Here is a 12546-nt window from a genome sequence, read left to right as displayed (position 1 = left end):
ACGGCTCGCCTTTCTGGATGGCGCCAGCGTTCCCCAAGCTCAATTTTCAGGAGTAAGCGATGCCGATCCGTATTTTGCCTCCGATCCTTGCCAACCGGGTTGCCGCAGGCGGTGATGGGATGGCGCGGTCCGTCGCTCTGGGGATGGCGCCAGCCTCCCCCAAGCTCAATTTTCAGGAGTAAGCGATGCCGATCCGTATTTTGCCTCCTATTCTTGCCAACCAGGTTGCCGCAGGCGGTGATGGGGTGGTGCGGCCCGCCTCCATGGTGAAGGCGCCGGCTTTGTTCAAGGTCAACCATCAGGAGTAAGCGATGCCGATCCGTATTTTGCCCCCGATCCTTGCCAACCAGATTGCCGCGGGCGAGGTGGTGGAACGCCCCTCCTCCGTGGTGAAGGAGCTGGTGGAGAACAGCCTGGATGCGGGGGCGAACCGGATCGAGATCGACATCGACAAGGGGGGCGCCAAGCTGATCCGCATCCGTGACAACGGCTGCGGCGTGGCGCAAGACGAACTGGTGCTGGCGCTGTCGCGCCACGCCACGTCCAAGGTGGCGACCCTGGATGATCTGGAGGGGATCAACAGCCTGGGCTTTCGTGGCGAGGCGCTCGCCTCCATCAGCTCCGTGTCCCGGCTCACCTTCACCTCCCGCACCCAGGCGCAGTCAGAGGCCTGGCAGGCCCAGGCCGAGGGGAGGGAGATGGACGTCACCATCAAGCCGGCGGCCCATCCGGTGGGGACCACGGTCGAGGTGGTGGATCTCTTCTTCAACACCCCGGCGCGGCGCAAGTTCATGCGCAGCGAAAAGACCGAATTTGCCCATATCGACGAGCTGGTGCGCCGCATCGCCCTGTCGCGCTTCGATGTCACCCTGCTGCTGCGCCACAACGACAAGCTGGTGCGCCAGTATCGCGCCGCCAGCACGATAGCGGAGCAGGAGCGCCGTCTCGCCGCCGTGTGTGGCAGCCCCTTCATGCACCATGCGCTGGCCATCGAGAGCGAGCACAGCGACGTGCGGCTGCGGGGCTGGTTGGCGACCCCGGCCGGGGCCAGGCCCCAGAACGACCTGCAATACACCTATGTCAATGGCCGCATGATGCGCGACAAGTTGATCAATCACGCCATCCGCCAGGCCTATGACGAGCTGCTGCCCGCCGGCAGCTTCGCCGCCTATGTGCTCTATATAGAGCTGGATCCGCGCCAGGTGGATGTCAACGTCCATCCGGCCAAGCATGAGGTGCGCTTCCACCAGGCGCGGCTCATCCACGACTTCATCTACCAGGCGCTCTTCACCGCCCTGCATCGCGCCAGAGAAGAAGCCCCCCTGGCCATGAGCGAGGTGACCCTGCCGGTGGCCGAGCCGCCCGAGTATCCTGGCCAGGCTCCGCGTACCGACTGGTACGGCGCCGAGCATGGCTATCGCGCCCCCGCCGCCGTGCGCGAGGAGGGGGCGAGCGAGCGGGGGGGATCCCCTGCCGGCGGGGGGGGCGCGGACAGGGCGGGGCCAGCGGCGCGCTCGCGCGAGGCCATGACGGGCCATGGCGTCGGCTTGGCCGAGGCCCCGAGCCGGGAGGCGTTGCGGGGCATGCAGGCTCTGCTCACCACGCTGCCCGAATCCGGGGAGGTTGGCCCGGCCAGGGACGAGGCGCAGGGCGGGCAAGTGGCCCGGGCACTCTCTCTGGTCGAGGGGCGCTATCTGCTGCTGGAGCAGGGGGGGCAACTCGCCCTGCTGCGGCTGGTGGCGGCGGAGCGTCGCCTGCTGCGGCACTGGCTGCAAGATGGCTGGGGACAGGGGCTAGCGGCCCAACCTCTGCTGTTGCCCGTCTCCTTCAAGCTGGCCAAATCCCAGCAGCAGGTGGCCAAGGAGCAGGAAATCTTGCTCAAACGCCTGGGGCTGGAGTTGAAAAGCGGAGGACGCGACACCATGATCCTGACTCGGGTGCCCGCCTTGCTGCGCCAGACCGACCTGGCCCGGCTGCTGCCCGAGTTGTTGCAGCTGGTGGACGGGCTCGGGGCGGCCGACGACCATGAACAGGCCCAGGTGCTCTGCCAGTGGCTGGTGGAGCAAGGGCTGGCCGCAGACAAGCAATATGATTTTGCCAGTGCCAACCGCCTGCTGGGGGAGCTGGCCCATCTGCCCGGAGAGCCCCTCGCCGACAGGCGGCTGCTGCGCCCCTTGTCCCTGGCCGCCGCCCTGGCCGAATTTGATGGTGAGTGAGGACGCGCCCGGTATCTCCGTTCAAGGGCGGGGATACCGGGGCCCACCTGCCAAGACGACCCTGTATTTTGCCCAGTGAGAGGAATTTGAACGTGAGCGAGTTGCCGAGCGCGATTTTTTTGATGGGGCCTACCGCCTCCGGCAAGACGGATCTCGCCATCGAACTGTGCCAGGCCCTGCCCTGCGACATCATCAGCGTGGACTCTGCCCTCATCTATCGCGGCATGGACATTGGCACCGCCAAGCCCAGTGCCGATGAGCTCAGACTCGCCCCCCATCGCCTGATCGACATCCTGGATCCCGCCCTGAGCTATTCGGCGGCGGACTTTTGCCGCGACGCCTTGCGTGAAATGGCCGAGATAGCCGGTCGTGGCCGCATCCCGCTGCTGGTGGGCGGGACCATGCTCTATTTCAAGGCGCTGCTGGAGGGGCTCTCCCCTCTGCCCTCTGCCGATCCGGCCATTCGTGCCGAGATTGAGGAAGAGGCCGCCCGCCTCGGCTGGCTGGCGCTGCACGACGAGCTGGTGCGCATCGACCCCGTGGCCGGTGCCCGCATTCATCCCAATGATCCCCAGCGGCTGAGCCGGGCCCTCGAGGTCTATCGCATCAGCGGCAAGACCCTCACCGAGCTGACCCGGGTGCAGGGGGAGGGGCTGCCCTATCGGGTGCATCAGTTTGCCATCGCCCCCGCCGATCGGAGCCTGCTCCATGAACGCATCGAGCGGCGCTTCGATCTCATGCTGGCGCAGGGGTTCGAAGAGGAGGTCAGGGCCCTGCGCGCCCGGGGCGATCTCACCCCAGACCTACCCTCTATCCGCTGCGTTGGCTACCGCCAAATGTGGGACTACCTGGCCGGGGAACTGGAGTATGATGAGATGCGTTATCGTGGCATCGTTGCCACTCGTCAGCTTGCTAAACGGCAGATGACCTGGTTGCGGGGCTGGCCTGATGTCACCTGGTTGGGATCTGGTGAGTCCGGCAACCTCGCCAGGGTCATCGCCAGCGCTGGTGCGGCTTGACACTCCCTGTATAATCAGGTTGTTATAGTGATATCCGGTGTTTAAAAACTACAAACTATAAGGAAAAAAGAAGATGGCTAAGGGGCAATCACTCCAAGACCCGTTTTTGAATGCGCTGCGCCGTGAGCGGATTCCTGTTTCTATCTATTTGGTGAACGGCATCAAGCTGCAGGGTCAGATCGAATCGTTTGACCAGTTTGTCATCTTGCTGAAGAACACGGTGAGCCAGATGGTTTACAAGCACGCCATCTCTACCGTGGTGCCGGCCCGAGCCGTCAATCATCATCAGCATGCCGCCACTGGCCAGGGTGATGAGCCGTCCGGTGACGGCGAGGCGTGAGCCGACGAGGCGAGCCCGCTCGCCATCCAGATCCCATGAGTTCCGTTAAGGAGTCAGCGCTTGTTTGACCGTTATGAAGCAGGCGAACAGGCCGTATTGGTGCATGTCAACTTCAGCGATGAGGGTGAACGTGAGGATCTCGAAGAGCTCAAGATGTTGGTGAGCTCCGCCGGGGTCAACACGCTGGGGGTGGTGACCACCAGCCGCAGTGCGCCAAGTGCCAAGTTTTTTGTCGGCAGCGGCAAGGCGGAAGAGATCGCAGCCGAGGTGCAGGCCCTGGATGCGGACGTGGTCATCTTCAATCATGCCCTGACCCCGGCCCAGGAGCGCAACCTGGAGCGGCTGTTCCAGTGCCGGGTGGTCGACAGAACCGGCCTCATCCTCGATATCTTCGCCCAGCGCGCCCGCACCCATGAAGGTAAACTTCAGGTCGAACTTGCCCAGTTACGCCATCTCTCCACCCGGCTGGTGCGCGGCTGGACCCACCTCGAGCGTCAGAAAGGCGGTATCGGTCTGCGTGGACCAGGTGAAACCCAGCTCGAAACCGACCGCCGCCTGCTGCGTGAGCGCATCAAGGCCATCCTGCGCCGGCTCGACAAGGTGGCGAAGCAGCGGGAACAGGGGCGCCGTGCCCGCAATCGCAACGAAGTGCCGACCGTTTCCCTGGTGGGTTATACCAACGCCGGAAAATCCACTTTGTTCAACGAACTTACAGCTGCCAGCGTGTATGCTGCCGATCAATTGTTCGCGACCCTGGACCCGACCCTGCGTAAAGTGGAGATCCGGGACGTGGGGGATGTGATTTTGGCGGACACGGTTGGATTTATCCGACACCTGCCCCATGATCTGGTTGCGGCCTTCAAGGCGACGCTGCAGGAGACCCGGGAAGCGGATCTGCTGCTGCACGTGGTCGACTGCGCCGACGAGCAGATGCAGGACAATATCGACGCCGTGCAACGGGTACTGGCCGAGATTGAATCCGATGATCGCCCGCAGCTGATGATCTGCAACAAGATCGACAAGCTGAGTGATCGCCCGGCCCTGCTGGAGCGCGACGATGAGGGGCGGCCTGTCCGGGTCTGGCTCTCGGCTCAGACCGGGGAGGGGCGCGAGCTGCTGTTCCAGGCGCTGACCGAGCTGCTGGCGGGGACCATGGTTCACCACAGGCTGCAGTTGCCGCCTTCGGCCGCCCGGTTGCGCAGCACCCTCTATCGCCTCAAAGGGATAGAGCAGGAAGGTTTTAGCGAGGAGGGGGATTTTGTGCTGGAAGTCCGCTTGCAAGTGGCCGACTGGAACCGCCTCGTGAAGCAAGAAGGTGAAGTTTTACAACGCTTTATCATGCATTGATCCGCTATCTGGGCGACAAGGCCCGGCGGCATGATGCCGATAGAGATGACATCCATTCGCACGTATTTAAATGGAGACGCTGATGGCTTGGAATGAGCCTGGAAACAACGGCAAAGACCGTGACCCTTGGGGGAATAACGGCAAGACTCAGGGACCCCCTGATCTGGACGAGATGCTGCGCAAGTTGAGCCGCCGTTTCGGTGGTCTGTTTGGCGGCAGTGGCAAATCCGGTGGTGAGATGGGCAAGTTCGGCATCTCCATCGCCGTGCTGATCGCCGTGGTGGTGTGGGTCGTCAGCGGCTTCTATACCATTCGCGAAGCGGAGCGTGGCGTCGTGCTGCGCTTTGGCCAGTACTCCCACAACGTGGATCCCGGCCTGCGCTGGAAGCCGTCCTTCATCGATCGGGTGATCCCGGTGGACGTCGAGTCCGTGCGCTCCTTGCCGGCCTCCGGTTTCATGCTGACCCAGGACGAGAACGTGGTCCGGGTCGAGATGGACGTGCAGTACCGCATCGTGGATCCCCAGGCCTACCTGTTTAGCGTGACCAACGCGGACGAGAGTCTGAGCCAGGCCACCGACAGTGCCCTGCGCTACGTGGTGGGTCACACCCGGATGGATGACGTCCTGACCACGGGTCGGGAGAAGGTCCGTCAGGAGACCTGGCAGGTGATCGACGGCATCATTGATCAATATCAGATGGGTCTTCAGATCGTCGACGTCAACTTCCTGCCGGCCCGTCCGCCGGAAGAGGTGAAAGACGCCTTCGATGACGCCATCTCCGCCCAGGAAGATGAACAGCGCTTCATCCGTGAAGCGGAGGCCTATGCCCGTGAGGTGGAGCCCAAGGCCCGTGGCCAGGTCAAGCGCCTGGAGCAGGAAGCCGAGGGTTACAAGTCCCAGATCGTGCTCAAGGCCAAGGGTGAAGTGGCTCGCTTTAACGAGCTGTTGCCCCAGTATCAGGCCGCCCCCGAGCTGACTCGTGAGCGTATCTACCTGGAAACCATGGAAGAGCTCTATCAGCAGACCAACAAGGTGGTGGTGGACATGCCGGCTGGCAACAACAGCATGATCTATCTGCCGCTGGACAAGCTGTCCGGCAAGGCGAATGCGGTGCAAGCCGCGCGTCCGGCAGGCAGTGCGGCGGTTGAATCGACCCCGGCGTCCAACGAGGGAGCCAACTCCACTCCGACCCCGCTGCGTAGCGGCGACCGTTTCAGCTCAGGGAGAAACTAATAGATGAAAAAACTAGCTATTGGTGTCATCGCTGTGGCCGCCATGGTCTGCTTCTCCTCCGTCTTCATCGTCGATGAAGGCCAGAAGGGCATAGTGGTGCAATTTGGCAAGGTGAAGCGGGTTGATTCCGGTGAGCCGCGCCTCTATGAGCCGGGTCTGCACTTCAAGGTGCCGCTCATCGATCAGGTGCGCAAGATGGATGCCCGCATCCAGACCCTGGAAGGTCAGGCGGATCGCTTCGTCACCTCCGAGAAGAAAGACCTCATCATCGACTCCTACGTGAAGTGGAAGATCGAGGACTTCTCCAAGTACTACCTGGCCACAGGTGGTGGCAACAAGATCCAGGCCGAAGACCTGCTCAAGCGCAAGATCAACAACGGCCTGCGCTCCGAGATAGGTAACCGCACCATCAAGGACATCGTCTCCGGTGAGCGCAGTACCGTGATGGAAGATGCCCTGATGAAGATGGCGCGCTCCTCCGAGCTCGGCATCAAGGTGGTGGATGTGCGGATCAAGCAGATCAACCTGCCGGTGGAAGTGTCCAACTCCATCTATCAGCGGATGCGTGCCGAGCGGACCGCGGTTGCCCGTGAGCACCGCTCCCAGGGTCGCGAGCAGGCCGAGATCCTGCGGGCCGACATCGACCGCAAGGTGACCGTCATGATCGCCGACGCCGAGAGTAATGCGCGTCAGTTGCGTGGTGAAGGGGATGCCGAAGCGGCCAAGATCTATGCCGACAGCTACAGGAAAGACCCCGAGTTTTTCAGCTTCGTGCGCAGCATGGAGGCCTATCGCAAGAGCTTCGCCGGGGGCAGCGACCTCATGGTCTTGAAGCCGGACAGCGAGTTCTTCCGTTACCTCAAGTCGCCGCAAGGCAGCCAGCCGTAAGCGCAGACGGTGCATGATGCAAGAGGGCCCTCAAGGGGCCCTCTTTCTATTTCTGCGGGCTCAGACCTCGCCCAGACGTCGTGTGGTCAGGGGGCGGCGTGGGGGAGTGAAGGGATTGCCTTCTCAAGTTGTTGGGGAGAAACGGGTCTCTCTTTGTTTCTGCTGGCTCAACGCCTCGCCGACAGCGCGTGGTCAGGGGGGTCCTTGCGCAGCGTGAGGGGTCGCCTTTCCCCAAGCAGTGATAGAGGGGAGATGACGGACCATGAAAAAGAGGCCGCAGAGGGCCTCTTGTTCATGGTGCCAGGAAGCAGGGCTCAGGTGCTGCGCTGAACCGCCATCTGGGCCAGCTGGATCAGGGCCTGGCGGTGCTGGGTATCCGGCAGGACCATGAGGGCGGCGATGGCCTTGTCGGCCTCTTCCCGGGCCCGCTGACGGGAGTATTCGAGGGCGCCCGTGTCGTCGAGGATGGCGAGGATCTCGTCGAGGTGCTCCATGCCGTTGCGATGTTCGATGGCATCGCGAATGCGCTGACGCTGAGCCGGGTTGCCCATCTCCATGGCACGCAGCAGGGGCAGGGTAGGCTTGCCCTCGGCCAGGTCATCGCCGACGTTCTTGCCCATCTCGTCGCGCTGGGAGCAGTAATCCATCACATCATCGATGATCTGGAACGCCGTGCCCAGGTACTTGCCGTAATCTGTCATCGCCTGCTCGATGGGCTCGGGCTGCTGGGTCAGTACGGCGGCGAGCCGGGTGGCGGCTTCGAACAGCTTGGCGGTCTTGCAGTAGATGACCGTCATGTAGCTCTGTTCCGTGGTGTCCGGATCGTTGCAATTCATCAGCTGCATCACCTCGCCTTCGGCGATGGTGTTGGTGGCGTCGGACAGTATCTCCATCACCCGCAGGTCGGCGAGCTCCGCCATCATCTGGAAGGAGCGGCTGTAGAGGTAATCCCCCACCAGGACGCTGGCGGCATTGCCAAACATGGCGTTGGCGGTTTCCCGGCCGCGGCGCAGGTCGGATTCGTCGACCACGTCGTCGTGCAGCAGGGTCGAGGTATGGATGAATTCGATGATGGCGGCGAGTTTGAGGTGATCTTGTCCCTCGTAACCCAGCGCCCTGGCGGCCATGACGGTCAGCATGGGGCGCATCCGCTTGCCGCCGGCACTGACAATGTAGAAACCCAGCTGATTGATCAGGCTGACATCGGACTGGAGCCGGGCCAGGATCAGCTCATTGACCGCCGTCATGTCGGCGGCACAGAGCGCTCGAATAGTCTGTTGGTCCATAGATCTCGTAACGTGACGGGCAGCAATGTCTGCAGTTTTAGTAATGGCGGGGATTCTACACGATTTCACAATGGGTTACAGTTAAGCGTTTATTCACGGTCGGGCATATGCGCACAAAATAAACTTTTTGCTAAATTGGTCTTGCCTGAGTAGACCGATATGCGTAGAATGCCGGCCCATTGTTATAGTTTTTGTGCGGGTCTGGCCTTGAGCAAAAGACTCGCCTTTACGGAGTTAATCAAATGTACGCGGTATTCCAAAGCGGCGGAAAACAACACCGTGTGGCCGAAGGTCAAATCGTTCGTCTGGAAAAGCTGAACGTTGAGACTGGCGCTACCATCGACTTCAACGAAGTTCTGATGGTTGCTGCAGGCGACACTTTTAAAGTAGGTGCTCCTTTCGTTGAAGGTGGCAAGGTTGTAGCTGAAGTTGTGGCTCACGGCCGTGGCGAGAAAGTGACTATCGTCAAGTTCCGTCGTCGTAAGCACCATCGCAAGCAAGCGGGCCACCGTCAGTGGTTCACTGAAGTCAAAATCACTGGCATCAGCGCTTAATTCGAGAGGAATCTGAAAAATGGCACATAAAAAAGCTGGCGGTTCATCCCGTAACGGTCGCGACTCAGAAGCCAAACGTCTCGGCGTGAAGCGCTTCGGCGGCGAAACTGTACTGGCTGGCAGCATCATCGTTCGTCAGCGTGGTACCAAGTTCCACGCCGGTGAGAACGCTGGCGTGGGCAAGGACCACACCATCTTCGCAACCGCGAATGGCAAGGTGAAGTTCGAAGTTAAAGGTCCGCAGAATCGTAAGTACATCAGCATCGTTGCTGAGTAATTACGGACCGCAAGGATCCGAGGCCCCGCCAGTATGGCGGGGCTTTTGTTTTTATACAGCATTTGTACGAAAAAACGGGACGCCGATGGTCTGCCGCAGGCGCCATCATCCAGATGCGTATCGCCCACAGGGGCCTGTACCACTATAATTGCGTATCGGTTTTTCGAATTAAGGTGACGGTTACCTATGAAGTTTGTTGATGAAGTCCAGATTCGAGTCGATGCCGGTGACGGTGGTAACGGTTGTGTGAGTTTTCGCCGTGAGAAGTACATCCCCAACGGTGGCCCGGATGGCGGCGATGGTGGCGACGGTGGTGACGTTTACCTGATCGCCGACGAGAACCTGAACACCCTGATCGACTACCGTTTCGAGCGTTTTCATGCCGCCGAGCGTGGCGAGAACGGCCAGAGTGCGAACTGTACCGGTCGCCGCGGCAAGGATCTCACCCTGAAGGTGCCGGTCGGTACCCGTGCCAGCGATGAGGATACGGGTGAGCTGCTCGGCGATCTGACCCATCATGGCCAGAAGTTGCTGGTCGCGAAGGGCGGTTTCCACGGCCTTGGCAACACCCGTTTCAAGAGCTCGGTCAACCGGGCGCCACGCCAGAAGAGCAACGGTACTCCGGGCGAGGTGCGCAGCCTCAAAATGGAACTGCTGCTGCTGGCTGACGTCGGCATGCTGGGGCTGCCCAACGCGGGCAAGTCCACCTTCATTCGCGCCGTTTCCGCCGCCCGTCCGAAAGTGGCCGACTACCCCTTCACTACCCTGGTGCCGAACCTGGGGGTAGTGCGCGGGGAGAACTCCCGCTCCTTCGTGATCGCCGACATTCCTGGCCTGATCGAGGGTGCCGCCGAGGGGGCAGGCCTCGGGATCCGTTTCCTCAAGCACCTCGAGCGTTGCCGCGTGCTGATCCACCTGGTGGATATCTGCCCCATTGATGGCTCCGATCCTGCTGAAAACGCCGTGACCATAGTCCGGGAGCTGGAGAAGTACAGCCCCGAGCTGGCGAACAAGCCGCGCTGGCTGGTGTTCAACAAGATGGACCTGATCCTGGAAGAGGAAGCGGCCGAGGTGATGGATCGTGTCAAGGCGGCCCTGAACCATGAAGGTCCTGTCTACGCCATCACGGCCATCAGCAAGGAAGGCACCAAGAAGCTGTGCTATGACATCCTGGATCTGCTGGACACCATGCCCCGTCAGCTGGAGCAGGATGCCAAAGACGCCATCGAGAAGGTGGAGTTCAAGTGGGATGACTACCACAAGAACCAGCTGGCCCAGGCCGAAGCGGACGCAGCGGCGGCCTCCCGCGCCTTCGATGAATCCCTTGGCGATGATGACTGGGATGAAGACGATGATGACGGAGTAGAGGTCATCTACGTCCGCGACTGATAGCGTTTCCCGCGTCATTGCATGAAAACCGGAGTCCGGCAACGGACTCCGGTTTTTTTATCGATGCTGCCAGGGATGGTGATGGACTCGAAGCGCGCCAATTGTGGGATTTGTGATGCCAGTTCTTGCCTGACATCTTCAGCTGGTTATACTGCGCACCTGAACGTAACCTGATCGAAACAATATGCTAACACTCTCGTGTGAATCAATATGCATATCTGTTTGGGTATGTTCTGATGGACGCTTCGTCTGTGAAAATACTTATGCTTAAAATAATGCATTAAAAGCTTGTTTGTGCGTTTTTTTGGAGTATTCTTTCGCCCGTTTTGCCGGGCGGGGCATGAGTATGCAGGCGACCTGGCTAAGGAAAAGTAACATTAAGGCTGTAATACCATGCTGGAAAAGACCCTCGATGCCCCCACGGTGAATACCCGCCGTAACTTGCTGATGTTCTTGGTCCCGTCACTCATCGGGATCCTGCTGTTCATGACCCCGGTGCTCTACGACGGCAATATCACCATACCGGTGGCCGTGCTGGCCAAGACGGTGCAGGCCGTGTTCGCCGACTCCCTGGTGGCCGTAGTGAGTGCCCTCATCACCACCACCATGCTGCTGACCCTGGTCGCCTGGTTGTTCAAGCCAGCCATCCTGGTGCGTCGCCCCTTCCTCAATGCCCTGTTCAATGTCTCCCCCTTCTGGGCCTGCGTGCGGGTACTTGGCGGTATCTTCGCCCTGCTGGTCTTCTTCGGCGTCGGGCCCGAGGCGCTGCGCTCCGATGCCACCGGGGGCCTGGTGCTACACGATCTGCTGCCCGTGCTGTTCTCCGTGTTCATCTTCGCCGGTCTTCTGCTGCCCCTGCTGCTGGATTTCGGGCTGCTGGAGTTTATCGGCACCCTGATGACCCGCATCATGCGCCCCGTGTTCCGTCTGCCCGGTCGTTCGGCAGTGGACTGCTTCGCCTCCTGGCTCGGGGATGGCAGCGTCGGCATCCTGCTGACCAGCAAGCAGTACGAAGGCAAGTTCTACACCCAGCGGGAAGCCGCCGTCATCGGCACCACCTTCTCCGCCGTCTCCATCACCTTCTGTCTGGTGGTGATCTCCCAGGTCAAGCTGGAGCACATGTTTGTACCCTTCTATCTGACGGTCTGCCTGGCTGGCGTGGTGGCGGCCATCGTAGTGCCGCGCCTGCCGCCGCTCTCCTGGAAGAAGGATGTCTACAGTGACGGCACCCCGCTGTGCCGCAAGCAGGAGGCGGTGCCCCACGAGCACAGTCTGGTGAGCTATGGCTTCGAGCGTGCGCTCAAGAAGGCCGACAGCGTCAGCGATCTCGGGGCCGTGGCCAGGGAAGGGGTGAAGAATGCCCTGGATATGGTGTTTGGCGTCTTGCCCGTGGTGATGGCGATCGGGACCTGCGCCCTGCTGCTGGCCGAACACACTCCCATCTTCAACTGGCTGGGGGCTCCCTTCATCCCCTTGCTTGAACTGCTGCAACTGCCGGAGGCGGAAGCCGCGTCCAAGACCATAGTGGTGGGTTTTGCCGACATGTTCATCCCGGCGATCCTAGCCTCCAGCATAGAGAGCGAGATGACCCGCTTCGTCATCGCCGCCATGTCGGTGACCCAGCTCATCTACATGTCTGAAGTCGGTGCCCTGCTACTGGGCAGCAAGATCCCGGTCAAGCTGTGGGAGCTGTTTGTGGTGTTCCTGCTGCGAACCCTGGTGACCCTGCCCGTGATCGCCGGGGTAGCGCACCTGCTGTTCTAAGCACTCGTCGCAGGAATATTGATAGAAAAACGGTCAACCCCATGGTTGGCCGTTTTTTATGGCTTTTTTCCGCTTTGTGATCGGATCCTCCTTTTGTGAATGTCGGGGCTGCCGACGGCCTGCCTAGACCAAGGTGGGCGTTGAATTTCCATGGTTTTACACTAACGTAACATTCGACCGCGAGACGTCGCCAGCCGAGCCTTAGGCCACTCGTTCCCCTCATGGCAAGGAG

General features: G+C 60.9%; 12 protein-coding genes. 11 read left to right on the top strand and 1 reads right to left on the bottom strand.

Annotated elements, in window-relative coordinates; genetic code table 11:
* Nucleotides 1-185 precede the first annotated feature (185 nt).
* The 7 genes from ACW5W4_RS13020 to hflC all read left to right on the top strand — a co-directional run bounded on the left by ACW5W4_RS13020 (nt 186) and on the right by hflC (nt 7044).
* Complete coding sequence (locus ACW5W4_RS13020) at nt 186-308, top strand: hypothetical protein (protein WP_456689672.1); 123 nt, start codon at nt 186-188, stop codon at nt 306-308.
* Between the two features lie 3 nt (nt 309-311).
* Entirely contained in the window at nt 312-2216 is a 1905-nt protein-coding gene (mutL, locus tag ACW5W4_RS13015) for a DNA mismatch repair endonuclease MutL (RefSeq protein ID WP_456689651.1), read from the top strand.
* Nucleotides 2217-2317: 101 nt separating this feature from the next.
* Complete coding sequence (miaA, locus tag ACW5W4_RS13010; protein WP_427261468.1) at nt 2318-3235, top strand: tRNA (adenosine(37)-N6)-dimethylallyltransferase MiaA; 918 nt, start codon at nt 2318-2320, stop codon at nt 3233-3235.
* Nucleotides 3236-3308: 73 nt separating this feature from the next.
* Nucleotides 3309-3575 (top strand): RNA chaperone Hfq, encoded by a 267-nt coding sequence (gene hfq / locus ACW5W4_RS13005; RefSeq protein WP_408792843.1) that lies wholly within the window; start codon nt 3309-3311, stop codon nt 3573-3575.
* A gap of 60 nt (nt 3576-3635) precedes the next feature.
* Nucleotides 3636-4922, top strand: coding sequence for a ribosome rescue GTPase HflX (hflX, locus tag ACW5W4_RS13000; RefSeq protein WP_408792842.1), 1287 nt, complete (start codon nt 3636-3638; stop codon nt 4920-4922).
* An 82-nt stretch (nt 4923-5004) separates the two neighbouring features.
* Nucleotides 5005-6156, top strand: a complete 1152-nt coding sequence (gene hflK, locus ACW5W4_RS12995) for an FtsH protease activity modulator HflK (protein ID WP_456689650.1) — start codon at nt 5005-5007, stop codon at nt 6154-6156.
* Between the two features lie 3 nt (nt 6157-6159).
* Nucleotides 6160-7044 (top strand): protease modulator HflC, encoded by an 885-nt coding sequence (gene hflC, locus ACW5W4_RS12990; RefSeq protein ID WP_408792840.1) that lies wholly within the window; start codon nt 6160-6162, stop codon nt 7042-7044.
* A 314-nt stretch (nt 7045-7358) separates the two neighbouring features.
* On the opposite strand, the gene ispB is transcribed toward hflC, so the two are convergent.
* Complete coding sequence (gene ispB, locus ACW5W4_RS12985) at nt 7359-8330, bottom strand: octaprenyl diphosphate synthase (RefSeq protein WP_427261417.1); 972 nt, start codon at nt 8328-8330, stop codon at nt 7359-7361.
* Between the two features lie 242 nt (nt 8331-8572).
* Here ispB and rplU point away from each other — a divergent pair, with 242 nt between their 5' ends.
* The 4 genes from rplU (at nt 8573) to ACW5W4_RS12965 (ending at nt 12314) form a co-directional block, all read left to right on the top strand.
* Nucleotides 8573-8884 (top strand): 50S ribosomal protein L21, encoded by a 312-nt coding sequence (gene rplU, locus ACW5W4_RS12980; protein ID WP_005304210.1) that lies wholly within the window; start codon nt 8573-8575, stop codon nt 8882-8884.
* A gap of 19 nt (nt 8885-8903) precedes the next feature.
* A complete protein-coding gene (gene rpmA, locus ACW5W4_RS12975) occupies nt 8904-9161 on the top strand; it encodes a 50S ribosomal protein L27 (RefSeq protein WP_041992803.1) in 258 nt (85 codons plus the stop codon).
* A 186-nt stretch (nt 9162-9347) separates the two neighbouring features.
* Nucleotides 9348-10550 carry an Obg family GTPase CgtA gene (cgtA, locus tag ACW5W4_RS12970; protein WP_408792838.1) on the top strand — a complete coding sequence of 401 codons (1203 nt, stop codon included), beginning with the start codon at nt 9348-9350 and terminating at the stop codon, nt 10548-10550.
* A 393-nt stretch (nt 10551-10943) separates the two neighbouring features.
* On the top strand, nt 10944-12314 hold the full coding sequence (locus tag ACW5W4_RS12965; RefSeq protein ID WP_427261419.1) for a YjiH family protein: 1371 nt from the start codon (nt 10944-10946) through the stop codon (nt 12312-12314).
* Nucleotides 12315-12546 lie beyond the last annotated feature (232 nt).

The organism is Aeromonas crassostreae (assembly GCF_054052445.1).
This window is presented reverse-complemented; position numbering and strand designations above follow the sequence as displayed.